The organism is Adhaeribacter aquaticus DSM 16391, from assembly GCF_000473365.1.
Classification (GTDB): Bacteria; Bacteroidota; Bacteroidia; order Cytophagales; family Hymenobacteraceae; genus Adhaeribacter; species Adhaeribacter aquaticus.
Genome location: NZ_KI421517.1, coordinates 3,757,775 through 3,783,956, shown reverse-complemented (window position 1 = coordinate 3,783,956; position 26,182 = coordinate 3,757,775). Strand labels below are relative to the sequence as shown.

The 26,182-nt window shown below is 41.3% G+C and carries 21 protein-coding genes; 12 read left to right on the top strand and 9 right to left on the bottom strand.

The features are described from left to right. The first annotated feature begins 7 nt into the window (after window positions 1-7). Window positions 8-316 (top strand): GNAT family N-acetyltransferase, encoded by a 309-nt coding sequence (locus tag ADHAQ_RS0118925; RefSeq protein WP_026464284.1) that lies wholly within the window; start codon window positions 8-10, stop codon window positions 314-316. 145 nt (window positions 317-461) lie between these two features. Here ADHAQ_RS0118925 and ADHAQ_RS26280 read toward each other — a convergent pair whose 3' ends face one another. After that, entirely contained in the window at window positions 462-716 is a 255-nt protein-coding gene (locus ADHAQ_RS26280) for a hypothetical protein (RefSeq protein ID WP_245590638.1), read from the bottom strand. Window positions 717-1,216: 500 nt separating this feature from the next. Here ADHAQ_RS26280 and ADHAQ_RS0118910 point away from each other — a divergent pair, with 500 nt between their 5' ends. From ADHAQ_RS0118910 to ADHAQ_RS0118885, 6 genes are all read left to right on the top strand, one after another. Then, a complete protein-coding gene (locus ADHAQ_RS0118910) occupies window positions 1,217-3,001 on the top strand; it encodes an L-lactate permease (RefSeq protein ID WP_026464283.1) in 1,785 nt (594 codons plus the stop codon). A gap of 93 nt (window positions 3,002-3,094) precedes the next feature. Then, on the top strand, window positions 3,095-3,832 hold the full coding sequence (locus ADHAQ_RS0118905; protein ID WP_026464282.1) for a (Fe-S)-binding protein: 738 nt from the start codon (window positions 3,095-3,097) through the stop codon (window positions 3,830-3,832). Continuing rightward, window positions 3,829-5,226 (top strand): lactate utilization protein B, encoded by a 1,398-nt coding sequence (locus ADHAQ_RS0118900; RefSeq protein ID WP_026464281.1) that lies wholly within the window; start codon window positions 3,829-3,831, stop codon window positions 5,224-5,226. The genes ADHAQ_RS0118905 and ADHAQ_RS0118900 overlap by 4 nt, the downstream gene beginning before the upstream one ends. A gap of 127 nt (window positions 5,227-5,353) precedes the next feature. Then, the gene (locus tag ADHAQ_RS0118895) at window positions 5,354-5,947 is read left to right on the top strand and encodes a LutC/YkgG family protein (protein ID WP_026464280.1); all 594 of its coding nucleotides are present in this window, start codon (window positions 5,354-5,356) and stop codon (window positions 5,945-5,947) included. A gap of 126 nt (window positions 5,948-6,073) precedes the next feature. Next, window positions 6,074-7,978: an aldolase/citrate lyase/malate synthase family protein gene (locus ADHAQ_RS0118890; protein ID WP_051360030.1), complete on the top strand. Its 1,905-nt coding sequence runs from the start codon at window positions 6,074-6,076 to the stop codon at window positions 7,976-7,978. 547 nt (window positions 7,979-8,525) lie between these two features. Then, a complete protein-coding gene (locus ADHAQ_RS0118885; RefSeq protein WP_026464278.1) occupies window positions 8,526-9,464 on the top strand; it encodes a DUF808 domain-containing protein in 939 nt (312 codons plus the stop codon). Between the two features lie 226 nt (window positions 9,465-9,690). Here ADHAQ_RS0118885 and ADHAQ_RS0118880 read toward each other — a convergent pair whose 3' ends face one another. Then, window positions 9,691-12,789 carry a T9SS type A sorting domain-containing protein gene (locus ADHAQ_RS0118880; protein ID WP_026464277.1) on the bottom strand — a complete coding sequence of 1,033 codons (3,099 nt, stop codon included), beginning with the start codon at window positions 12,787-12,789 and terminating at the stop codon, window positions 9,691-9,693. Window positions 12,790-13,447: 658 nt separating this feature from the next. Between ADHAQ_RS0118880 and hpf the strand changes: the two genes are divergently transcribed. Continuing rightward, complete coding sequence (gene hpf, locus ADHAQ_RS0118875; RefSeq protein WP_026464276.1) at window positions 13,448-13,753, top strand: ribosome hibernation-promoting factor, HPF/YfiA family; 306 nt, start codon at window positions 13,448-13,450, stop codon at window positions 13,751-13,753. Between the two features lie 86 nt (window positions 13,754-13,839). Here the strand turns inward: hpf and ADHAQ_RS0118870 are convergent, their stop codons facing one another. The 5 genes from ADHAQ_RS0118870 to ADHAQ_RS0118850 all read right to left on the bottom strand — a co-directional run bounded on the left by ADHAQ_RS0118870 (window position 13,840) and on the right by ADHAQ_RS0118850 (window position 19,851). Beyond that, window positions 13,840-14,913, bottom strand: coding sequence for a zinc-binding metallopeptidase family protein (locus ADHAQ_RS0118870; RefSeq protein ID WP_026464275.1), 1,074 nt, complete (start codon window positions 14,911-14,913; stop codon window positions 13,840-13,842). Window positions 14,914-14,986: 73 nt separating this feature from the next. After that, window positions 14,987-15,859 (bottom strand): transglutaminase-like domain-containing protein, encoded by an 873-nt coding sequence (locus ADHAQ_RS26275; RefSeq protein ID WP_051360029.1) that lies wholly within the window; start codon window positions 15,857-15,859, stop codon window positions 14,987-14,989. Between the two features lie 18 nt (window positions 15,860-15,877). Further along, entirely contained in the window at window positions 15,878-16,831 is a 954-nt protein-coding gene (locus tag ADHAQ_RS0118860; RefSeq protein WP_026464274.1) for an alpha-E domain-containing protein, read from the bottom strand. A gap of 129 nt (window positions 16,832-16,960) precedes the next feature. Next, the gene (locus ADHAQ_RS0118855; protein ID WP_026464273.1) at window positions 16,961-18,457 is read right to left on the bottom strand and encodes a circularly permuted type 2 ATP-grasp protein; all 1,497 of its coding nucleotides are present in this window, start codon (window positions 18,455-18,457) and stop codon (window positions 16,961-16,963) included. Between the two features lie 689 nt (window positions 18,458-19,146). Continuing rightward, complete coding sequence (locus tag ADHAQ_RS0118850) at window positions 19,147-19,851, bottom strand: dienelactone hydrolase family protein (RefSeq protein ID WP_034256920.1); 705 nt, start codon at window positions 19,849-19,851, stop codon at window positions 19,147-19,149. Window positions 19,852-20,312: 461 nt separating this feature from the next. On the opposite strand from ADHAQ_RS0118850, the gene ADHAQ_RS0118845 reads away from it, so the two are divergent. The 3 genes from ADHAQ_RS0118845 (at window position 20,313) to ADHAQ_RS0118835 (ending at window position 22,277) form a co-directional block, all read left to right on the top strand. Next, entirely contained in the window at window positions 20,313-21,443 is a 1,131-nt protein-coding gene (locus ADHAQ_RS0118845; protein WP_026464271.1) for a zinc-dependent alcohol dehydrogenase family protein, read from the top strand. Window positions 21,444-21,545: 102 nt separating this feature from the next. Next, on the top strand, window positions 21,546-21,668 hold the full coding sequence (locus ADHAQ_RS28905; RefSeq protein WP_281172372.1) for a hypothetical protein: 123 nt from the start codon (window positions 21,546-21,548) through the stop codon (window positions 21,666-21,668). Between the two features lie 207 nt (window positions 21,669-21,875). Next, the gene (locus ADHAQ_RS0118835; RefSeq protein ID WP_026464270.1) at window positions 21,876-22,277 is read left to right on the top strand and encodes a DoxX family protein; all 402 of its coding nucleotides are present in this window, start codon (window positions 21,876-21,878) and stop codon (window positions 22,275-22,277) included. A 135-nt stretch (window positions 22,278-22,412) separates the two neighbouring features. Here the strand turns inward: ADHAQ_RS0118835 and ggt are convergent, their stop codons facing one another. Beyond that, complete coding sequence (gene ggt, locus ADHAQ_RS0118830) at window positions 22,413-24,107, bottom strand: gamma-glutamyltransferase (RefSeq protein WP_026464269.1); 1,695 nt, start codon at window positions 24,105-24,107, stop codon at window positions 22,413-22,415. 324 nt (window positions 24,108-24,431) lie between these two features. After that, window positions 24,432-25,244, bottom strand: coding sequence for a tellurite resistance TerB family protein (locus ADHAQ_RS0118825; protein ID WP_026464268.1), 813 nt, complete (start codon window positions 25,242-25,244; stop codon window positions 24,432-24,434). A 328-nt stretch (window positions 25,245-25,572) separates the two neighbouring features. Between ADHAQ_RS0118825 and ADHAQ_RS0118820 the strand changes: the two genes are divergently transcribed. Next, window positions 25,573-26,178, top strand: coding sequence for a DUF4142 domain-containing protein (locus ADHAQ_RS0118820; RefSeq protein WP_034256919.1), 606 nt, complete (start codon window positions 25,573-25,575; stop codon window positions 26,176-26,178). Window positions 26,179-26,182 lie beyond the last annotated feature (4 nt).

Below are 26,182 nucleotides of genomic sequence, written 5' to 3'. Positions count from 1 at the left end.
AAGGTTTATGAACGACGTAGAATTTCTTCCCAGTGATAAAGGATCGTTTGTGATTCAGGAAAATAATGAACGGCTGGCCGAAATGGTGGTAAGCCAGGTAGGCGAAGATTTAATTGTGTACCATACCGGGGTATTGGAACGCCTGCAGGGCCAGGGCCTGGGGCAACAACTAATAGAAGCCATGGTGAACTATGCCCGCGAACATCAACTCAGCGTTACTACCTATTGCCCTTTTGTTAAAGCCCGGTTTCAGGCAGACGAGGCGCAATACACCGACATCTGGAAAAAAGGGCAGCCCCAACTTAAATTTTTGTAAGCTGAAATTTAATAATAACCTGGCGTCAGATTATAGGAAAAAAAATTATGTTTTTTAATCGAATAGGTTGTACCTGAGTCTGCTTGCAATAAAAAATCCTCCTGCCATTAATAGCAGAAGGATTTAAAATAAAAGTGAATAAAACCTAATCCCGGTCCTTTTTAACTTTTATGACATCTTTATCATTCTGAACATCAGCTTTCACGGTTTTGGTTCTTTGGGTTGTATCGTATTCCACTACCGTTTCTGTTACTTCATATTCTGTAGCCACAGAATCCCGTTGTACTACTCTGGTTTTACTATCTTCTGCATCCGCTGATTCAGCTTTATTTGTTCTTTCGCAGGCAGCAGTACCCAGTAAAGCCAATACCAGGCCACTTCCAAAAAATATCTTCTTCATAGTTTTATTTTCTTCAGTTCTAATCATAAATCTTAGCTTTTCTTATAAATAAAAAAGCTATACTATTTTGGTTTACGATTATATTAATACAAAGGGTTTAGCATCTCAGATCCGGCCTCTCTTCAAAATTCTCCAATCAATTACCATTCTATTTGCTCCATCCTCTGTTTGAAGCAGCTTGGTATCAGCAAAGCAGTTCAGGCACAGGTAAACACAGCAAGCATTTATATGGAAGCCAACTTTAAACCTGGTATACAATCAGCCTAACTTGCCAATTTTTTATACTCCCTAACCTTTTTGCAATTTTTACAATTTTACATCTTTAATTTAACAACCACCTGCCAGATCGATTTCTTGATAAAATTTTTAAAATTTTACCCTTTTAAATTTTAAGTTTTATAGAAAAATTATATCTTTCAATTTATCCTAATCACCCGCATACCCAATTAACCTATTATGTAAGTACCTGTAAGCATTCGTAAACCAAATAAAAGTATGCCATGACCTGGACTCAACTTTTTGACCCGTTAAACAACCTGCCCTTATCCACCCTAATTGCTGCCATACCGGTCTTTATAATCTTCTGGGCGCTCACCATCCGGAAAATGAAAGGCTACCAGGCCAGTTTACTTGCTACGCTTGTTGCTATTATACTTGCGGTGGTTGCTTACGGCATGCCCACCAAACTGGCTCTACTTTCCACCCTGCACGGTGCCATGTACGGCTTATTCCCAATCTGCTGGATTATTATTGCGGCCGTCTTTCTTTATAACATTATTGTTCGGAGCGGCCAGTTCGAAATTGTTAAAAACTTTATGGCCTCTATTACGCCCGACCGTCGGTTACAGGCCTTGTTAATTGCTTTTTCATTTGGCGCTTTTCTGGAAGGCGCTACCGGTTTTGGTGCTCCCATTGCAATTAGCGCGGCTATGCTGGTGGGCCTGGGCTTTAACCCGTTGTATGCAGCCGGCATATGCCTTATAGCCAACACGGCTCCGGTGGCTTTTGGCGCTGTAGGCACTCCAATTATTATGGCGGCCCAGGTTTCCGATATTCCTGAAATGGCCATTTCCCAGATGGTTGGTCGCACCCTTCCTATCTTGTCGGTTATCCTGCCGTTCTACCTGGTTATTCTAATGGCAGGCGTAAAAAAAGCTATGGAAGTTTGGCCGGCTATAATTGTATCGGGCGGATCGTTTGCTTTTTTCCAATGGTTTTCGGCTAATTATTTAGGCCCAATGTTACCCGATGTATTGGCTGGCTTAGCCTCCATTATTAGTTTAATGATACTACTACGTTACTGGAAACCTAAAACTTTATGGCGCTTTGAAGAAGAACCACCCCAAACCATTGCTAATGAACTGCAATATACCCCGGGGCAGGTCCTTCGGGCCTGGACGCCTTTTATTTTTATGACGCTGATGGTAATTGCCTGGGGATTAGCTCCAGTAAAAGGTGCTCTGAATGCAATGGGCTCCTTAAAATTTGCTATTCCGGGCTTGCAGGATGCTATTTTAAAGCCCGACGGCGGCATTATGGCAATCAAACCATTTGAATTTAATTTTCTTTCCAGCCCGGGTTCTGCTGTACTACTGGCTTCTTTTATCTCATTGCCCTTAATTGGCTTAAGTTTAAAAGAAGGTTTAAAAACATATTTCGCTACCTGGAACCAGTTAAAATTTCCTATTCTGACCATTGCCGCTATTGTTGGCTTTGCCTTTATTGCTAATTATTCCGGAATGTCTAATACCATGGCTTTGGCTTTATCCAGCACAGGTGTTTTATTCCCTTTCTTTTCTCCCATACTGGGTTGGTTAGGTGTTTTCCTGACTGGGTCTGATACCTCTGCTAATGCTTTATTCTGCAAATTACAATATACGTCTGCAGAAGCCATTGGAGTAGATCCGGTTATTACCGTAAGCGCCAATGCTTCCGGTGGGGTAACGGGCAAAATGATATCACCCCAATCTATTGCTATAGGTTCGGCAGCAGTAGGTTTGGTAGGTAAAGAATCTGAGTTGTTCCGGTTTACGGTTAAGCATAGCTTTATAATGCTGGGTATGGTTTGCGTGCTAACCATGATGCAGGCTTACGTGATTCAATGGATTGTGCCTGCTTATGAACAAGTGGCCCTGGCAGCAACTGCTGCCACCGCTGACCTGACTACCGGTTATACCTATTTACTCGTGCTGGCGCTCCTGCTGTTCTTTATAGGCGGGCTGGTAGTATACCTGAACCGGAAGCGCACCAAACTAGCCATTACCACGCTGTATCCAAAAGTTTAATATCAGGCCCGGGCAAAATTTTGGCTATTCCTGACCAGGAAGTAAAGCCCAATTTATTGCTCGGGTAGAACCTTTAACACATGCTTATTTTCTATGACCGTAGGACTTTTTGTACCCTGTTATGTAAACCAATTTTACCCGAAAGCAGCCAAAGCTACCCTGCAACTACTGGAAAAGCTGGGCCTGGAGGTGGACTACCCAACCCAGCAAACTTGCTGCGGCCAGCCCATGGCTAACTCGGGCTTCGAACACTTAACGACTGATTGTAACGAAAACTTTATCCGCAATTTCGCTCAATATGATTACATCGTAGCGCCTTCGGCCAGTTGTGTGCTGCACGTAAAGGAACACCTGAGTTCGGCCCGACAACCGGAAAATGCAGCGCTCATCCGGGAGAAAGTATACGAACTCGTGGAATTTCTGACGGATGTAATTGAAGTTGAACGCCTGGATGCCGTATTTCCGCACAAGGTAGGGCTGCACCAAAGCTGCCACGGTTTACGGGGGCTGCACCTGTCGCAAATGAGCGAATTAAATGCGCCTTATTTTTCGAAACCAGAGCAATTGCTAAACCTGGTGAAGGGTTTGGAGCAGGTAACGTTGGACCGGCGGGATGAATGCTGCGGCTTTGGCGGTACGTTTTGTGTGGCCGAAGAAGCAGTTTCCGTAAAAATGGGAAAAGATCGGGTAACTGATCATAGCAAGAACGGGGCAGAATACATTACCTCGTCCGATCTGTCTTGCCTGATGCACCTGGAAGGAATTTTAAACCGCCAGAAAAGTAATGTTAAAGTAGTTCATATTGCCGAAATCTTAAATGCCTCCTTATGAAAGAAACGCAAATACAAGATCATGCCACATTAGCCGAAGCGTTTATTCAGGATGAAGAGCGCGTAAACTGGCACGACGGCGCCCTTTGGTTTATCCGGGAAAAGCGGGATTTGGCGGCCAAGAAAATACCGGAATGGGAGAACCTGCGGGAAGTAGCTTCGCAAATAAAGCATAATGTAATTTCAAACCTGCATGATTACCTGGTGCAGTTCGAAGAAAATTTAACCCGAAATGGGGTAACGGTGCATTGGGCCGCTGATGCCGCCGAACACAATGCCATCGTGTACAGCATTCTGAAGGCGAAAGAAATTACCCAGATGGTGAAAAGTAAATCCATGCTGACCGAAGAATGCCACCTGAACGAATACCTGGCCGAAAGAGGCATTAGCGTAATAAACTCCGATTTAGGAGAATATATCCAGCAGATTGACAATGAACCACCCAGCCATATTGTGTTACCCTGTATCCATAAACGGAAAGAAGAAATCGGGGCGTTGTTTCACGAGCACCTGGGTAGCGAAAAAGGTTTATCGGACCCTACCCTGCTTACCCGGGTAGCCCGCAAACATTTACGCAACGTGTTTATGACCCGACGGGCCGCCTTGACGGGCGTAAACTTTGCGGTTGCTGAAACCGGCGAATACGTAGTCTGCACCAACGAAGGCAATGCCGATATGGGCGCTCATTTATCAGAAGTACAGATTGCCTCTATGGGGTTGGAAAAAATTATTCCTCAGAAAAAGCATTTAAGTATCTTTTTAAGAGTGCTGGCCCGAAGTGCAACTGGTCAGCCCATTACTATTTATTCCAGCCACTACCGGAAGCCCCGGCCCGGCCAGGAAATGCACCTGATATTGGTAGATGCAGGCCGCACCCGCCAGCTGGCACGACCAGATTTCCGGGACTCTCTAAAATGTATAAAATGCGGAAGCTGCATGAATACTTGCCCGGTGTACCGGAAAAGTGGCGGACTAAGCTACCACAATACCATTTCGGGGCCAATAGGAGCTATTCTGGCACCTAACCTCGATATGAAGAAACACGCCGACCTACCTTATGCTTCTACCCTATGCGGCTCCTGTTCCAATGTTTGTCCGGTTAAAATAAATATCCACGACCAGCTGTATAAATGGCGCCAGGTTATTGTAAAAGAAGGTTATGCCGGTTATACCAAAGCGCTGGGTATGAAAACCATGGCCTGGACTTTATCATCGCCGGGAAATTTTACCAAAGCGGGCAAAGCCGGCCGTTGGTTTATGCAAAACCTGCCCTTTATGATAAATAACAAATTTAACCCTTGGTATAAGCAGCGGGAATTACCGGAGGGGCCAGAGGAATCTTTTGCCGAATGGTACGCCCAAAATCATGAAAAAGAAGAGCCGGTTTATAAATAGAACATCAGGTAAAAGCTGGTTAGGGTTTAACACCAGATAAGAGATACCTATAAAATGAAACTTAATTACCTGATTTATTAAATTGAATTTATCATTAAAGTAAATATTTATACTATAAAAAAACCGCATGAACAGCCGGGAAAAAATTTTACAAGCCGTATTAAAAAACCAGCCAGCTGCTTCGGTTCTGCCGGATATTAGTATGTTTGGCGGAAATAAAAGCGAGGCGGTACAGCAATACCTGGAAATTTTTAAAACCATAGGGGGCACCGCTTTAGAAGTAGCCGACTTTGCCGAAATCAAAACTTATTTGCAGGATAATTTTGAACTGACTAAACGCACTGTAACCACTTTGCCGGAATTAGGTGACATGGCCGAAATGTTATCGCAAACGGTGGATCCGCATACCTTTGAAGATGTGGAGCTCGCCGTTATACAAGGTCACTTGGCCGTAGCTGAAAACGGTGCTATCTGGTTAACTGATGAAGTAATGGGGCAACGCATTATTCCTTATATCTGTCAGCACCTGGCTGTAGTTGTATCGGCAAACCAGGTTGTGCCTACCCTGCATGAAGCTTATGCCGAAATAGGTATTGGTAATTATGGCTTTGGCGGCTTTATTGGCGGACCGTCCAAAACTGCTGACATTGAACAAGCCCTGGTATTGGGTGCCCATGGCCCTTTGTCTATGACTGTTTTCCTATTAACTGAAATGTCCTAAACCCAAACTAAACAGCTTAAGCTTCAAAGCTTACCCAGCCAGTAAAACCGCAAGTGCTCCCTGCCTAAAAACAGGATAAGTGCTGGTATGAATTAACTAAAACCTTCTGAATAAAAAACTTTAATTATGTCTTTAGCAACTCCAACTGACACAATTACAAATAATTTAAAAATTAATGGGAATCTGCTGGAAGCTTACGCCGATGTTTATACACCGGAAGCTTTACAAGCCCTTTCGGTTCTGGCTCCTTTTAACAAGGAAATAAAAGCAGCTATGGCGGCCCGTATTAAGCGTCGCTCCGACCGCCAAAAGGAGCAAAGGAAAATTACTTTCCTGGATCCGGAAAGCCTGATACCCCGCACCAATATTAAAGTACAGGATGCCCGCGACGGTAAATTTGAAGGAGCAGTTATTCCGGCCGATTTACAACGCCAATGGATACAAGGTACCGGACCGGCCGCCAAACCCAATGCTCCCTTGGAAAGCAGTATCCGAAACGTGGCGTATGCCTTACTTTCCGGGGCCGATGGCTGGATGTTTGATGCCGAGGATGCCCTGGGGCAGGTAAATACCATGTCGCTGGATAACCAGCGCAACCTCAAACTGGCTATCAGCAAAGATCCGGTATTTTTAAAAGTCGCTGAAATTATAGCCGCCGAAATAAACCGCTGGGCTCTGGACTTTTTGGGCAAAACCCTGATAACAGATTGGCAGGAACAACTAAACTTTACCACCAAAATATTCCGGGCCCGTGGGTTGCATTTAGACGACCGCCATTTGCGGGATGCAGATGGTGTAGCCATGGCTGCCTCGCTGGTAGATATGACCTTGTACGTGGTAAACAATTATGAAGCGTTGCAACTGGCTGGTTCTTCTATTGTATTATACCTGCCTAAAATCCAAACGGCTGGAGAAGCCGCTCTTTGGAACGATATGCTGGCAGCGCTGGAAAACCATTTAGATTTACCGGTGGGCACCATTAAGGTATATGTCCTGGTAGAACAACTGGAAGAAACCTACCAGTTAATGGAAATCCGGGCCGCATTGGGCAAACATTTTGTTGGTTTTAATACGGGCCGCTGGGATTATATAAATAGTGTAGCCGATGCCATGTCCTGGGATAAAAGTTTTATCAACCCGGATATAGAAGCTATTACTATGACTTACGGGTACATGCGTCACTATGAAAACCGGGTTAGGTGCGCCGTAAATACACCCGATATTAATGGTAATTTTGCGCTTTGGCAAGGTGGTATGGAACCTAATATTCCGGTTGGTTCGCCGGAAGGGGTAGCCGCCAGCATGAAAAAAGCGGTAGCCGGCGCTGAACGGGAACAAAGGGAAGGCGCCAGCGGTAAGTGGGTGGCTCACTGGAAAATGGTAAATATTGTGCGGCCGGTTTGGGAAAAAGTTGGGGAGCCGAACCAATTAGGCCGTCCGTTCCCAAGGCTTACCTATACCCAGCAGGATGCTGATAACCTGTTGTTACTGGAACCGGCACCTACTACCATTCGGGGCGCCCGTAATCTGCTAAGTGTAGCCATTCAATATGGTAATGCCTTTGGCCAGGGAATGCAGGCTGCTGCCTTGAAGCCCGCCGACTTTTTTGGTAATGATGACATCCTGTACCTGATGGAAGATATGGCTACCGGTGAAATACGGCTAAGCATACTATGGGAATGGGTACATAAAGGAGCTACACTAACCGAGGAGGATGCTACCACGGGCACAAAAGCCGGGGATACCTTTACCATGGCCTTGTTCGAAAAATTGCTGGAAGAGGAATATGCTAAACTACTGCAGGCCGATAACCGGGATGTACACGAGGATTCCAAAACCACTACGCTGCCCATTGCCCGGGAAATAGCAGTAACTTATATCCGGAGCGAAGAAAAATTACCATGGTTTGTGGATTTACTAAATATCAACCTGAATAACCATAATTTAGACGTCGCCAAAGAGCGAATCAGGATGTATGTAGAAGCCTTTCAAAAAGATGGCACCCGCATTACTGAAAACTTGGATTTTTAAATAAAGATATAACTAAAATTAAAAGCATCGGCGGTTCTACATTTATTTTTATAGAACCGCCGATGCTTTTATATTCTACCTATTGGGATTCTGTTAGTTTAACTATTCCAAATTATTATCTATATCAATTTAGACAAATACCCACTAATAATTTAACAAGCAATTACAAGTCAATACTATACAATTAGCACCTTCCTTTTTTTACCACTCCCCTCACAAAAATTAAAAACCAACCTGCCAGCTTCTTCCCTATCTCCTTTTCTATTTTTAGATTATTTTTCAGGATTTAAACTATAATTTAAGCGCCTATAACTAAATCAGGCTACTACCTAAATCTACGGAATTACGTACCTGCTGATACTTTATAATTATTTACGGATTCTAAAGATTAAATAAGTTATGTAGACCCGTAGAAAATTAAAAACCATAGATCCTAAAATATAGAAATTTTGCTATTAAGTCAGGAGCTATCTATATTGGGACCAATCAACTGTACTCAATTCGCTGGTTAATTTATTTCTTAATTTTATAACTATAATCAAAACATATGGCTTCTGGACTTCTTGCTTTATTAGATGATATATCGGCCCTGGTAAAAGTAAGCGCTGCCAGCCTGGATGATGTGCCCAGCCAGGTGGCTAAAACAACGGGCAAGGTTTCGGGTATTGTTATCGACGACACCGCCGTAACACCTAAATATGTAGTGGGCCTCGACCCCTCGCGGGAACTTTCCATTATTTATCAAATCGCTAAAAAATCACTTATAAATAAGGTTGTTATTTTAAGCCCGGCTGCTTTATTGCTTGGATTTTTTGCTCCCTGGGCTATTACACCTATATTAATGTTGGGTGGCGCCTATTTATGTTATGAAGGGTATGAAAAGGTGCATTCCATGTTCAGCAAACCCCACCACACACCTGAAGCTAAATCTGAAGCAATAAAAGTAATTACGCCGGAGGAGCTGGAGAAAGAAAGAGTAAAAGGTGCCGTCCGTACCGATATAATCCTTTCCGCCGAAATTATTGCTATTGCTTATAGTCAGGTGGCAGACAAGCCTTTGGTAACTCAAATTGCAGTATTGTTTAGCGTAGCCATTTTTATTACAGCGGCAGTTTATGGTTTTGTTGCTTTGTTGGTTAAAGCCGACGACCTTGGTTTGCACATGGCCAAGGAAAATAACAGTACCCAAATACAAAGCATTGGGCGCGGCATTGTGACCTTTATGCCTAAATTTTTTAAAATATTAGGTTATGTAGGTACCGCTGCCATGTTATGGGTTGGGTTTGAAATTATTACCCATGGAATCTCTTTTCTGCACCATCCGCTACTAGAAGTAGAACACGCCCTGGCTGGTACCCCCTTCCTGGCCTGGCTGGCAGTAGCCCTATTATGTGGAATTGGCGGCTTGATCTTAGGCTTTTTTCTGGATAAGCTAGTAATATTAGTTCGGAAACTTATTGAAAGTTTTAAAGGCAAACCAGCATAAGTACCTGTATTAGCTTTTTATATTATTATTTACTTCCTCTTGCAAAAGGCTAAAAAATAAGCTGGTATTTTACAGAAATTATTTTATTAAGGTAGTTTATAATAGATCAACAATAGAAGGCTAAGCCAGCCGTTTTAAAATTTAAAAATAAAAAAGCTAAAGGAGAAACCTTTAGCTTTTTTATTTAAGCATTCAAAATCAGCAAGTAATTGTTTAGTTAATCAGATTACTCTAATACAATTTTTCGTTGAACCGTGCCTTTAAGGGTACGTAAATGCAGCATATAAATCCCTTTGCTGAATTGGTTCAGTTTTAAGGTCTCCATTACGCGACCATTCTTAACAGGCACCTGCTGGTTAATTAACATTTTTCCAAAATCATTATATAGAACCAGCCCTATTTGCTGCTCTTCTCCTAAACCAGTTAGGTTTACCTGCACATTGCTCCGGGTAGGATTTGGGAATACCGAAATGCTATTTTCTAACGTTTTTGCAGGGAAAGCAGCCATATTGCGAGTGGTAAAATGTACTTTAAATCGCCCTTCTGCTATATGGCTATTGAGGGTAAAGGTATAATTAGGATTTTGGCGTAAATCCTGGTAAACACCCATTTGCTGATCTTCTAAAATAATATTTACCTTACCATCAAAATTTAAGAGCTGATTAATTTGTAAGGTTAAGAGTTTTCCCTGCGGACCAGCCACCCCTAATGGAATTGCTACTTCCTGTCCGGGAGACAACAAAGAAGACCCATTGATGGAAAGGTTTTCATTACCTGCCTTGGTATAAATTATTGGGTGCTCCTGATCAATTTCTGGCAATTTATGGGCATCAAAGTTACTTTCTGGTTGAGCCGTTGCTCCTTCCTGAAAATATATGACGGTTACATCCTTCTTTTTGTCCGTTGAAATTTGCAAATTCAATTGAGGACGGGTATCTGGGGTATTCTGTCCTCCCAGCTCAGTTGTTAGCTGTTGTATCGGGTCAAAAACAAAATTTACCGGACCTTTATGAACTTGAACAAAGAAAGCCTGCATGGGCTGTATGATGTAAGCTTGAGGGGCAGTGCCAATGCCATTTACAAAACTTTCATAATGGCCAGATTTCCCCAACGAGTAAAGTGCTTTATTCATGCCTACAGGAACCTGAACCAGACGCCAATCTAATGGAGCGGCATAAGGGTTACCCAATAAATGCCAACCGCTTTGAGGGTTGCTTCCCCGGCCTAAGTTATTAACCATCACTGGTCCATTCCTCAAAGAACCTGTTACAGACACTAACCCGATCTTATCAGCAGCAATACGCAAACCCGTACCCGGCAATATTTCTTGTTTTTTATTGGTAATTGATAACCAGCCTTGGCGGAAAGTTGTTATATCAGAAGTAGTTCCGGTAATTTGTGATTCGTCGAAAATAAACACCTCTCCAGCTTTTGGTACTTCTGGTGATGTTAAGGGTAAAACATCCTGGTATTGAACATTGCCAAAAGGCGAGGAAATAATATCGTACCCGGTATTCAATATTGCCTGAGGTACAGAAGGACGTTGCATGGTAATTAAACCTTCTATTTTGCCTTGGCCGGATTGGATAATGGAGCCCGCCCCTTCCTCATCTAAGATTAAATTTAAGGGCTGTCCATGAGTAATCAGATCTCCATATACGGTAAGGTGTTTTTTAATACTAACCGGCCCGGAAAGGTCAAGCCCGGCAGCCCCTACTTCCAAATTGTCCAGTATTAATGCTTTAGCACCACCTAAGGTTTGGCGTTGCTTACCGGTGAAAACGACACCGCCATTGCCGGTTTGTTGTAGAACGCCATCGTTATTTATGTTGCCTTTTACCTTCAGGCTTCCTTCCTGTACAGCCAGCGTTGCGCCATCGGCAATTTGAAGGCTACTTACGGATTGATTTTTAGAAATAACGGGTGAATAAATTGAACCCTCAGGAACAAGAACATCAGTATATTCATTTGGTGTTTCACCTTCCTGCCAATTGCTTTCATCCTCCCACGCAGTCGAAGTTGTACCAACCCAGGTACGATCATGCTCTGGCGGAGCAGGTAAGCCAACATACCGGATATCATTGGTATTACCTTCAAAAATATTACGATTTATCGTTCCCGAACTTTTGGGGGTGTTGCCACGGCCAAAGTATTGATCTTCCAGATTACTTTGGTCACCATCTGTTCCTGTTTGAGCAGCATAAGGTAAGTGGCCAGCCTGCATTTGAATAGCCACATCACTATCTGAAATAGTGTTATCCACCACCACCATATTGGTACCTTCTACTACAATACCAAATCCTTCGCTTAAGCTAGGTTGGCGGTAACCTTTTACTATATTTTCTTTTATAACAACACCATTCGGAATATCAACATTATTGTTTGTCCAGCTACGGCGGTAGACAGCAATTCCAGCCAAATCCCGAAGTTCATTAGCTGCAATTGGGGTTGTTCGTTCTACCTGATTATTTGTGAATACAATACTTCCATCTCCGGATTCCTGGCCAGTACCATTTGGCAATTTTACTTCTATACCAAAACGGCCATTATTAGTTAAAGTATTTCCGGAAATTAAATTGGCCCCGGCCCCAGCTGACAAACCTACTAAAGAAAGTCCTGAATCTTTATTATTTTCAATTCTATTGTTGGCGATAGTTACGCCTGAAGCAGTACCATCCTGTAATTCCAGACCAGATAAACTATTGTTACTAACAATAGAATTAGTGATTGTAATCCGATCTTTCCGGCCGTTCCAGATTACAATTCCCCGGGTACTGTTAAACTGAGCATCTATATAATTAAGATTAACATCTGAAATAGGTCCATTTAAATGAATACCAGCATCCGCACTGCTACCTCCCAGGTTATTATGTACTTGTACATGTTCAATAGAAATGCCATTATTAAGGCCGTTTCCATAAATACCACTACCAGCACTAAAATTCTGCAACCTTATATCCTTGATTGTAATATTAGGTACATTTGTAGCCAGCGTGATACCGTTGCCACTTAACGCAGGTGAATCACCGGAAATAATAGTATGTATGGCTGGATCTGTTCCTGCACCGGCACCTTGTAAGGTTAGGGTTTTAGAAATAGTAGCTTGTTGATTATACTTACCGGCAGCCATCTTAATTACATCGCCCGGCGCCGCCACCTGAACGGCATAACTAATCGTAGCACAAGGGCTTCCCTCCGGACACTTACCGGTATCCGTTCCGGTAACGGAAACATGGCGAATGCTTTGTGCAGAGACTGTAATAGAACCTCCCAGAAGTAAACAAAGCGATAGAAGTTTAAAACTAAATGGTAGAGTTTTTATCATATAAAATTGAGGATGTTAATTAGTAGGAGCTATTGTTAAATGGGAGTATAAAAAATAGGAAAGTTTAAATGATCAAAAACAAAATAGGTCTCTTAAAATAAGAACAAAATTGCCAATACAAATAATATTATATTTTAACTATATTTATAATTTCATTAAATATATATAATTTTTTTGGTTTCTTCCATAGTAGTCATACCCAGGCGTTATTAAAATCCTTTCATACCCAATTGCTAGAACAATTAAGCAGATATATGTTTTATTGCATCTTTAAAAGCAATTAGAACGATTATCAACTTTTGCCTTTACTCCTCAGAATGGCGGGCTTAACCTGATATTTATTGTACTAAATTAATTTTGGCTTTTTAAGTTCCCACCTAGATAATAATTAATTTTCCTGGTAATAAACTTCTGCTGAATTTACTCAATAAAGTTTTATTGATTAGAATATTTAAAATTGAAGAAATACTGAAATGTGGGATAAAATAAATTAAATTTTAGCAAGGAAGCATTGGGATTTTGATACCCTGTAAAGCTTCCGTCTTAAGCTAAACTTTACTTATTACCCAAACCTTCACTTCCCATAAGCAGTAAAGGATGCCAACCCAATATAGGACTATTTCGTTTAGGTTTTGTAAAAGATACAAACGTTAGAAATATGAACTACACAGAAAACTTTGAAGGAATAAAAATTGATGTTCAGGCAGTAGATATAAGCATTTCAGATTCAGTACAGCAAAGCGTTCGGGATACGATTACTAAATTAATGCGTCACGCTAAAAAAATTGATTCAGTAGATGTATATTTTAAAGAAGAAGCCAACCACTCTACTGATTCTAAAAGAGTGGGAATGCGGGTAGGCGTACCAGGTACTGATGTTTTTGCGGAGGACCGGGGTGAAAACTGGTATGAATTAATAAAAAATGTAGAAGAGAAACTTAAAAGACAACTTGATAAAAAGTAAAAACCTACCTATTTAAAGCCCCTGGTGTTAAAAATACTAAAACACCAGGGGCTTTTAAATAGTAATTCACCTAAAAATTTTTAAACTTAATTTTGAGTTTGATTTCTTTTAATAAGGTGGTGGATGTACGTTAGCTTTTCTACTACCGGATCAGAAAATGTTTCAGGCAAAAGATCGGGCAATCCCAGGGAGCGGTTAACTTCGTTTACTTTAAGACTAAGATCAGCATAGCGGGTGAGCATTGCTTCAAGTTGTGTTTCTTCTGAATCCAAACCTGGCATTTCCAATAGTTCAGTATTATCAGCCGTATCCAGCACCGCAACCATATCTAAATAAGTACCCCAGGTTTCGGCAAAATCTTCCCAAGAATGCATGGTGGCATAAGCACTAATGTAACTTTTATTCCAATTTGCTTTGGGTCCATTTTGGTAATAATTATTTAGAGCCTCGCTATAAGTCGGATTTTCATGATCGCCAAATATAGCCTTATATGCTTCTTCGTCTTTGCCCTGCACTAGCAGTTGCCAATAATAATGTCCTATTTCGTGCCGAAAATGCCCAATTAGGGTACGTTGGGTTTCGCCCAGCTGCACCCGCAATTTCTCCCGCTCTACCGGGTCTGCCTCCTGTATATTAATGGTAATCTTGCCGTCGGCATGACCGGTATATACTTTTTCTTCTTTACCTATACCTATCCAACCCACAATAGGAGGTTTCTTTATATCTTCCTTAAAATCAAAGGAAAGCGGTAATTCAAATTGCTCATTCCGGGCACCAAAGGGCAAACCTAAAAATTCAAGCAGATACAACAGGCGCCGCTTTGCCACCTCCAGGTGATACCATTTTTGCAGATTACCATTTACCGACAGATCCGGAATAGTATCTGTTAGTTTACAATAACTGCACAAATTCTGCCCGTTCTGCTCCTGCCCCATATTTTGTACCATCCGGTTACATACATTATAGGTAGCATAGTTATAGCATTTTTCAAGACTGGCTTTACAGGTAGTATTGGTACACGTATACCCACCACTTCCATCCGGCTCCATCGCATGCATACCTTTACAAACCGGACACCAACCTACTTCCCGATGGCAGGACAAGCAGAATGAGTTTTCAAAAAAAAGTTTGTTACCACAACTACAGTGAAAGGTTTTCATTTTATTTATTTTTTCCGGATAGTTGATTTATTGTATTTAAGAAAGAAGGTGATGGTTCTTGCCCTATAGCTCCTTACTGTTCGGTGTGGGCGCTTAAAAGAAGCGGATACACCTTAACTCCATATGTCGTTTTTTGCCTGCCATTGGTTTTAAGAACTCCTTTCAACGGACTACAATCGTTATAATCGCAGCCATGAGCCACCTTTATATAATTGAAATCAGCTAAAAGGTTATTGGTAGGATCATAACCCTGCCAGCCAAATCCCGGGATAAAGGCTTCTGCCCAAGCATGCATTACTGCAGTACCCGTTAGGTTTAGGCCCTGGTTTAAGTAACCTGATACATACCGGCAAGGAATTTTGTTACGGCGGGCCAGGGCAATAAATAAATGAGTAAAATCCTGACAAACCCCCTTACCTAATTTAAGCACTTCATTTACAGTGGTGCAAACATGGGTAGGCTCCGGGTCAAACTCCAGCATCTGGTAAACATACAGGTTCAGCCGGTTTAAATAATTATAGACAGATTCATTTTCCTGACGAATTAATACCTTATCTGTATAAACCTGATCAATGGTGGTATAGTACCCGGTACCCAGAAATAAATGATGCTCAATATAAAAATTATAATCCTGCAAGAGGCTTTGCTCTTCCTGTAAAGAATAGTAATTGCCAAAAGGAAGAAACCTGTGTTCTTTCTCCACAGTAGCAATCATTTGAAAACCTAATTCTTTAAAGGGCCTGGCATTATAAAGCTGGGCTACTTCGAAGCCAAAAGTATTTTGATATTGAAAAGCTTCTAACTGCAACGAATTAGAAAACCGCAGGCTTTTCAGCTTTTGCGTTTCATCCTGACAAGGAATAACTAAAAAGGAAAAAAGCGCTTCCCTTACATCCTCTTCGTAGGTATTATGGGTGCTATAAGTAATTTCGTAGGTTGTAGTCATAGCCTAATTAGGCAGGCATCAATGATATTTCAAATATTTAACATCCAGCAAACCCGCTATCTCATAAATAGTATTTAAAGTTTGTTTTAGAAATTCTGAGGCTTTTTCTTCTACTTCATCAATGGTGGTGTATTGGAACCGACAAGCTAGTTTTCCGGCTATAAATTCCAGTGACTCCTTTTTTTTCTCTTCGTCCGGAAAAGGAATGCTGGAAATAAACTGCTTTACACAGGAAAGGCTAAAAGCAATAGATTTAGGAAAAGCGGTATCAAAAAGTAAAAAGTCCAGCACATGGTGTTTATTAGGAGTAGTTTTTTTACACCGCATAAACATATCGTACGCTTCAATGCTCCGCAGCACGGTTGTCCACTGGAAATTATCTACCGCTTCTTCAAACTTGGAAGAATTGTTCTTTTCTATATCTTTAAGCTTTGTCTGCAAAATTAAAATTACCTGCGTAGCCCGCTCCAGGTGTATTCCCAACGAAATGAGCATCCAAACGGCATTATGTAATAAGGTATTATCAATATACCCTTTAATTACATAGCTGTTTTGCTCAATTCTCCGGGCAAAATATTCTATTTCTTCTGCCTGAAACCCGGCAGTTGAAAAGGCATTTATTTTGTGATAAAAAGAATTTATCGCTTCCCAAAGCTCAATAGATAAACTATCCCGGGCGCCCCGGGCATTTTCCCGAATCATGCTGATATAAGCCAGAACCGAAAAATTATTGGTTTCCGAAACAGCGGTATACCGGACTACGTCATCTTCGTTAAGCTGTGAATGAACATTAAAATACCCTTCCCGGTTGGTAGCCATATCCAGTATTGATTCCAATACGGCTTCTCTTTTTTGGCTTAAAGGTGCGTCCACGGAGGAGGCATACTGCACCCGGGCATGCCGGGCTATATGCTCGGCCCTTTCAATGTACCGCCCCATCCAAAACAAGCTATTCCCAATTCTTGATAACATGAATATTATTTATATTTAATCCGCAAGTGCCGTGGTTTCCGAAGAAAATTATATACTGACCCTGCTTCTTTTCTGGTTAAATTAATTTAGATAATAAGTAACAGAATACTCTTGGTGGCATAACCGGCCTTAACCCTGAAAATTATCATCGGTCATTACCCAGGTGTCTTTAGACCCACCACCCTGAGAAGAATTAACAATCAGGCTTCCTTTCCTGAGTGCTACCCGGGATAAACCACCTTTTAAAACATATTGCCGATCCTTACCCAGCAGCGTAAAGGTGCGTAAATCCACATGCCGAGGCTCAAATCTACCTTCTTCTTCTATAAAGGTAGCATGCATCGAAAGCGCCATAATAGGTTGGGCAATGTATTTGCGCCGGTTTTGGGTGATAAGGGATTTAAATTCCTGTAATTCGGCTTTTGTAGCTTTATTACCAATTAAAATGCCATATCCTCCACTTTCATCTACTGGTTTAATAACCAGCTTATCCATATTCTCCAATACATACTGAAAATCATCGTCTTTCTCGCAACGATAAGTATGGACGTTATTCAGGATAGGCTCCTGGTTTAAATAATACCGGATGATATCAGGAACATACGTATAAACAGCTTTATCATCGGCAAAACCGGTACCTGGTGCGTTCAGAATATTAACGTTGCCCTCGCGGTAGGCTGCCATAATGCCGGGTACCCCTAACATAGAATCAGGCTTAAAGGCTAATGGGTCTAAAAAAGCATCATCTAACCGACGATATACTACATCAACCCGCTGGGGTCCGCTGATGGTTTTCATGTAAACAAAATTTTTATCTACATACAAATCCCTGCCTTCCACCAAGGGTATACCCATGTTATGGGCCAGAAATACGTGTTCAAAATAAGCCGAATTATATACGCCGGGGGTTAAAACCACACAGTTCGGAACATCTACCCCTTCCGGTGCCACTGATTGCATGGTAGCCAGTAGTTCCTGCGGATACTGATGTACCAGGCTAATATTAAGTTTCCGGAACATAGGAAAGAGCAACCGCTTCATGGCTACCCGATTGGATAATACATAACTAATACCAGAAGGACATCTTAGATTATCTTCCAACACATAGTATTGCCCATCACTGTGTTTAATTAAATCGGTACCGGAAATATGAGTAAATATGCCGCCTACCGGTTTAAAGTCCAGCATGGCCTTCAGGTAATTATTAGAAGAAAAAATCAGTTCGGCCGGAACCACTTTATCTTTCAAAATATGCTTGTTGCTATATATATCCTGAATAAAAAGGTTTAGAGCTACACATCTTTGAATAATACCTTCTTCCAGCCGGGCCCATTCTGCTGCCGGAATAATACGGGGAAAGAGATCAAATGGGAAAATCCGCTCTACGCCTTTGGCTTTATCACTGTACACCGAAAAGGTGATGCCTTGATTAAAAAAGGCGGATTTGGCCTGTTCATTCAGCTCTTTAAATTCTTCTTTATTGAATTTTACAAATTGCTGATAAATATTTTCATAATGTGGGTTAACTCCCCCTGCACTGTTAAACACCTCGTCTAAGAATTGGGGAGGAACCTGATAGTTTCCAAAAACACCACTTGACATTTCCTGGCGCATTACTGCCTCCATATTGTTCCGTTTAAACTTTTAACTAAATGAGTTATAAAACAATTTTTTCCTGATATCTTTCCTATGCCTGGCTTTTTAATAAAACTATTGTTTTGAGCTAACAGGCACTGAACTCCTCCTGTTTTAAGACCAATCCTCTAACTTTAATACAAAAACCAATATTAGCCAAGGTGGTCCTTCCTGGTTAGGATTTCCGGAAGAATTTCTCAACTTATAAGATTGCTTTCAAAAACGAAATATACGTGCGAAGTAGGTTTTGGTGTTGCTTAAACAAGCACTATACGTAAGCTAAACCTATATTTACGTATATTTAACAAATGCTTTTGAATTAATACTTAAACACTTTGCGCATTTGGGTAGTAGAACTTTCTCTTTAATTTGACTTCTGAATTATACTTTACTGGGATTTTGGTTTTAACTTAATTTATTTAAATAAGTTGGAATTGCACTCTTCGTTTCTGGTTACCTTTATTTAAATTACTTTATTGGTATCTGGTTTTATTGAAACTGTTAGTCGCCAATCATCCATGTTAAAAACCTATTATATTTTAACCCGGCAGTTTGGTGAGTTATATTCAAGATAAAATTGCTTATTACAGTAAGATTTGGAAAACTAAACCTGTATAGTTTTTATCTGGTATGGCAAAAATGTTATTTGTTTTTCTGAATTCTGAACAGGTAAAAAGCTATTATTTTAATCGATTAGCAAAAAAAGCAAGGGTGGTAACCCAGGCTTCTTTTGCCGCCATCGGGTGGTAACTGCTACGTTCGTCGCAGTGGAACCCATGGCCCGCATAGGAAATAACCATATTGGTATACTCTTTACCTGCTGCTCTTACACCATCTATAATTTTATTAATTTTTTCCTGCGGTAATTGCGTATCCAGGCCGCCCCAGACAAATAAATGAGGCGCCTGCATATGTACTGCCTCCCCAGCCAAGGCATCTAAACCTCCACCGTAATAGGAAACGGCTGCGGCTAAAGGTAAAACAGTATTTGCTATAAAAGCCACTCGTCCACCGAGGCAAAAGCCAATAGCACCTATTTTTGTACTTAATATATTTTCCTGAGTTTGCAGCCAAGCATAAGTAGCTTGGAAATCGGCTGTAAGTCCCTCTTTTTTTATTGCCTGATAATGCGGCAAAGCCGACGCAAAATCATTATAATTTATTTCCAGGCGTTTAGCAGTACGGTGATATAAATCAGGGGCCATAACGGCATAGCCTTCCTGGCATAGTTGTTTTGCCACCTTGCGGATATGATTATTAACTCCAAAGGCTTCCTGGAGCAGAATAATGGCTGCACATGGCGCTGCCGTTTCCGGAAAAGCAACATAAGCCTCCATATCGCTGCCATCCGAAACAGAAAGGGTTATAAAGGAGTAATTTTTCATCTTAAATATTACAAATTGGTTTTATTTAATAAATTAAGGAAAACAATGAATCTTAAGGACCTGGTAAAAAACTTCTCTACATACTAGAGTCGTTAAAATATGTTTTTGGATGGGATTTAGATTCTAAACCCGTTGGTGGAAAAACTTATTTTGTCTACATCTGATACCAGAATTAAAATTAAAAATTTGGCTTAACTCAAATAAGACTTATTTTAGTAACCATACAGACTAAATCAAAGATTCAAAGAGGTTGTAGTTTATTCAGTATATTAGAAGATTCGCATGTTAGCGTAAAAACTTATTTAATGTACATAGCGGAGGCACAATTAAGCTTTTTTACCAGGCCAGCTTTGCACACCAAAATACCGGCTTACTTAAATTTTACTTTAATAGGAAAACTTCTTGCCCTACCCATACCGGATTTAATTTTAACAGTGTTTAATCAAAAGTTAAAAATATCTATGAAAATAAAAGCTGCCGTATTACGAGAAATGGGAAAGCCCGGCCCCTATACCGAAAGCAAACCCTTTCAGATTGAAGAAGTGGAATTAGACCCGCCGCAACAAAATGAAGTTTTAATTAAAATTCATGCTGCAGGCCTTTGCCACTCCGATTTATCAGTTATAGATGGTAATCGGCCGCGCCAGATGCCCATGGTACTCGGGCACGAAGCCGCCGGTGAGGTGGTGGAGCTGGGACCGGGTGTGAAAGATTTAGCGATTGGCGACCATGTTGTTTTTTCATTTATGCCCAGCTGTGGCCATTGCAACCCTTGCATAACCTCCAGGCCTGGTCTTTGCGAGAATGGTGTTGCCGCTAATGGTGCCGGAGTATTGTTAGAAGGAGGTATCCGGTTATCTGGTCGGGATGGTGAGCAAATTTATCATCATCTGGGGGTATCCGGGTTTGCCGAATACACCGTAGCTTCCCGCCAATCAGTCGTGCGAATAGATAAAACATTAAGCTGGGATATTGCGGCTCTTTTTGGTTGTGCTATTATAACCGGCGTAGGTGCCATTACGAATACTGCCAAACTAGCCCTGGGACAAACTATATTAATTACTGGGATGGGTGGTATTGGCTTTGCTGCTTTAATGGGTGCATTGGCGGCGGGTGCCAGTAAAGTTATAGTGGCGGATATAAACGAGGAAAAATTGAAGAAAGCATTAGAATTAGGCGCACACTCGGCTGTACATTCAGGAGAAGAAAATGCAATAGATAAAGTAAAAGCCTTGACGAATGGCGGGGTAGATATAGGTTTGGAATGTGCTGGCGTTGTACCAGCCCTGGATTTTACTTTTAAAGCAACCCGCCGGGGAGGGAAAACGGTAACAGTTGGTTTGCCAAATCCTGCTTACCGACTTGAAATTTCTCCGCTGCAATTAGTAGCAGAAGAAAGAACGCTGCAAGGTTCGTTTTTAGGTAGCTGTGTTCCTCCTCGCGATGTACCGGCTTATATTGCTCTTTACCAGTCCGGACGTTTACCGGTAGATAAACTTTTATCGCATAAACTTCGCTTGGAGGATATAAACGAAGGCTTTGAAAGGATGGTAAAAGGCGAAGCTATCCGGCAGGTAATAATATTTGATTAAAAGGTGTGGTAAACTTGGACAGAACCATATAGGTTAATTTAAAATTTAATAAAAAAAAACTTACATAATGGCCATTGAGGTAAGGCAGGTACCGGCAAACTCTTGGTGGTAATCTTTCTTGCTACTGAAGGAGTAATTACAACTGATCCGGATATGGACCGAAAAGATGTTCAGGCTGCCAATATATGTAGCGGTATGATGCTACCAGAATCAGCCGTGTTATGAATATAACTTCGCTTTCTTTGAATAACTGGTACACCTTTCCTATTATTTAATACATCACAATTTAATTTTTTTTACCACCAGAAACTTAAAGCTCAACTTAAACCTAAGATTTAACTTTCATCCATTATAACCGTAAAGATTTCTCATTTAATAGAATGTGGTTATAAACAAATTTACTTAGTACTAAAATACGCTAATTGTAAGGCTATGAATAACTTATTAGGCAGGTACAGTTCTTTTTTCTTTGCACTCTTACGCATTGTGTCGGGTTTATTATTTGCCATGCATGGTAGCCAAAAACTATTTGGATGGCCCGGCGATAAACCGGCCGTTGAGCTAGCTTCTATGATGGGAGTTGCAGGAATTGTAGAATTAGTAGGCGGACTATTGATTGCTATAGGTTTCCTGACCAGTATAGCGGCCTTTCTGGCAAGTGGACAAATGGCGGTAGCCTATTTTATGGCGCATGCTCCACAAGGAGGCAATCCATTGGTAAACCAAGGAGAATTAGCGCTTATTTATTGTTTTCTGTTTCTATACATAGCTTCTCACGGAGCAGGCATTTGGAGTATAGACGCCATGCGAAGACGAGGAGGCAATTTAACTTAATCCTAAAATAATGTTAATCTTATTAAGTTAGGGCTCTATTATAATAAAGCCCTGACTATTTATGTACTTTATGGAAATGAAATTAACAAGTTTATTGTTTTGACTTCGTAGTAACAGCTATAGGACTGGCTATAATTAAAAACCTGCTGCTGCGTCATCTCCCCTTGGTTCTGCACCTCCTTCTAACCGGCCATCCGGTAATACCAAAATACCTGCTGCCCTACCAATTCCACCAGTCTTCGGTGCAATTTTGTGCCCTTTCAGCCACATTCCTAAACCTGTAAAAGGCCCCAAAGCTCCCCATTCCGAAAGTATCCAATCCGGCTTCCACTGGTGATGAAAACGCCCGGCATTAACAGCTCCCTGCATTGGAAAATCGTGTACGACTACATTCATAATAATCTGGAAAACAGTGGTAATAATAGTAGAGCCTCCCATAGCTCCAATGACCATAAATAATTTTTCATCCTTTTCCAGAATAGTAGGCGTCATAGAACTAAGCATTCGTTTATTGGGCGCAATAGCATTGGCTTCTTCACCTACCAGTCCATAAGAATTAGGGGCACCGGGTTTAGCACTAAAATCATCCATTTCATTATTAAGCAGAAATCCGCCCCCTCCTACAAATACCTTGGAGCCAAAATTACTATTAAGCGTGGTAGTTACCGAAACGGCGTTTCCTTGAGCATCAATAATGGAATAATGGGTGGTGTGGGGATTTTCCTGAGGAGCCGGAGTTCCGGGCGATACAACATCACTATCCGTGGCTTTTTTTAAAGAAAAATCCGTCATGCGCTTCCTAATGTAGGCGGTATCTAATAATCCGGCCACCGGAACCTGGTAAAAATCCGGATCTCCTAAATGCCTGGCCCTATCGGCATATACCCTCCGTTCGGCTTCAACCAGCACATGAGCAGTTTTAACGGAATTCCAACCCCATTCTTTCAGGGGAAATTTTTGCGCTATGGTAAGTAACTGAATAAGGGCAATGCCACCGCTGGATGGTGGAGTCATGGAAATAATTTTTAAATTACCAACCTGGCCGGTTATAGGTTTCCGCCATACAGATTGATAATTAGCCAGATCAGCCTGGGTAATTATTCCCTTTCCCCGATTCATTTCAGCTTCTATTAATTCTGCTGTGCTACCTTCGTAAAAACCAGCCCTACCTTTATCCCGGATTAGGCCCAGCGTTTTAGCTAAATCCTTTAGAACCACTGTATCGCCTTCTTCCCAACGTTTTTTCAGAAAAAACGCGGGCCGGCGGGTATTGTATTTTATAAAATCTTTTTGTTCCTCGTTTAATTTAACGGCTTCTTTTTTAGTTAAAGGAAAACCATTTTCGGCCAAAAAAATAGCTGGTTGCACTAAATCGCGCCACGGCAAACTGCCATATTTCTGGTGGGCTTGTACCATGCCATCTACTGTACCGGGAACCCCGGCTGCTAAATGCCCTTTCCTGCTTAAGTTAGGGATTACTTCACCATTCTGATCCAGGTACATGTTCCGGTGAGCCGCTGCAGGAGCTTTTTCCCGATAATCCAGCGCATCCGGGGTTCCATCGTGTTTCCGAAAAACCAGAAAACCACCGCCTCCAATATTACCGGCGTCCGGATAAACAACGGCCAATGCAAATTGTACTGCAACGGCAGCATCCATGGCATTCCCCCCTCTTTTCAGGATATCGGCCCCAATTTGGGAGGCCAACGGATGAGCACTCACCACCATGGCCTTACTCGTTACAAGTCCCTTTTCTTGTACATCCTGAATTTTACAAGAAACTAAATTTATAGTAAGAACAAAGAAAACTATTCTCTTACCAACAAGCATTATTGGTTAAATTAAGATAAAACATTGGTTTTCCTTTACTTTTACCTGGATAAAGAATAAGATCGAAAAACCTTGATGGCTCTGCTTCCTTTTCTGTAAAAACAATATTAATTTGCTAATCAAAACAATGGTAATCTCCTGTATTAAAAGTATTTATTATAGGATATTGACCTCTTCCAGCAGAAGATTAAATTGAGCTTCCCTTTATTTATTTACTTAGCCTTTTCTTCAAGCATAAAAAGAATAAACCCTATACCTATTCAACCCCCTTCTAATCAATAAAGATAACGAGGGAATTGATTAAATAACTTTGGTAATGGGGCATTACCAACCGGAACGACGTTTGCCTCCTAGAATACCACCTAATAAACCGCCCAAACCACCAGAACCCATACTTCCATATCCCCGGCGACCGTTTAATCCACCTAAGATAGAAATAATAGATCCCAGGCCGCTGCCACCATGACCTCCGCGGTACATGCCACCACCCATCATGCCACCACCTAAGAGCCCTCCGAGTAATCCTCCCATACCACCTCCCATCATACCGCCACCACCATAATAACCCCGGCGGCGTCCGCCACTCATCATGCGGCTAATAACAATTGGTGCCAGAATTCCCAGCATGCCCTGCACCATACCTGGTGATATACCAGCATTTTTAAACATATCTCCAAATCCGCTTTTATTTACAAAAGATTGGGAGGAAGTGTCTTCTCCTTTTTGCTGGGCATCATTAGCTTTATTTACAAATTGGTCCAGGAGGCTAAATTGCTTTTGATTTATTTCCAGATAATTAGCTATAGACTCAATATGATTTTGTTCATCAGGCGTATACTGCCCGTCGGCTTTGGCAAAACTGATAATATCCGTTATCAATGAAAACCGTAACTGGCTTTGCTTTAGTAAATCGAGGCATTTCTGCAGGCTGATCTGCGATGGATTTTTAGCAATCTGTACCACTTCTTCCTGAATATTTTCAGGTAATTCTGCGGCTTCTCCCATCAAGCTTAGGAATTCTAACTCTTCTTCGGAGGCGTGGCCATCGGCAGAAGCAATAGTAGCTACTGCAGCTAAATAAGCACCTCGTTCTTCTAAGGAATAATCTTTTAATAAAGTAGCAGGCTCTTGTTCCATTTTTATTCTGGTTAAACTTTTAAAGTTCCTAAACGAGCCGTTTCTAAACTGGGTTAAAATTATCTGCCGGAAATTAAAAGAAAAACTGGCAAGCAAGAATTAGCTTAAACTTACTTTTTATTGATTATAAAGCTGAGGGGTGAAAAGAAATCAAGATAATGAGCTATTAACCGGCTTACCTTAAAGCTGTGGAACCTTATAATAAAATTCTATTACAGGCATTTAACCCAACATACACCAAAGGTAAAACCCATCCATTATCCTTAAAAAACACAGGAATTTTATGTACGTATAGCAAAGTATAAAAAATATAAACGCGCTTAAAACTATGAAAAAAATAACAATGAGTGTTTTAGCCACCTCGGCCTTATTATGGGGCATGGGTTGCAGTTCTACAAACACCGATACAGCTAATACTAATTCTCCTACTGAAACTGTTGCGGCTGCTGATAGTGCTACTGCTGCTTCTACTGATATGGCCACCGGTGCTACCACTACCCAACCATTAGATTCTACCAGCTTTCCAATTATGGCAGCTAGCAGCGATATGTTTGAAATTTTAAGTAGTAACGAAGCCCAGAAAAAGGCTGTGCATCCGGAAGTAAAGAAATTTGCCGAGCAAATGATTGCCGACCACACCAAAACCAGTACGGAGTTAAAAAGCATAGCCGGTAGCAAAAGTATTTTATTGCCTGCTACTCCTTTGCCAATGCACCAAAGAATGCTGGCGCCGCTAAGTACTAAATCAGGAAAGGATTTTGATGAGGCGTATATGAAGGCTCAGGAGTTAGCGCACCGACTGACTGTGGCACTTTTTGAAACTGCTGCCCGAAATGAAACTGATCCTGAATTGAAAGCTTTTGCTCAAAAGAATTTACCAGCCTTAAAAATGCACCTGGAGCATGCTAAAAAAACCGAAGAGCTTGTGGATTAATCCG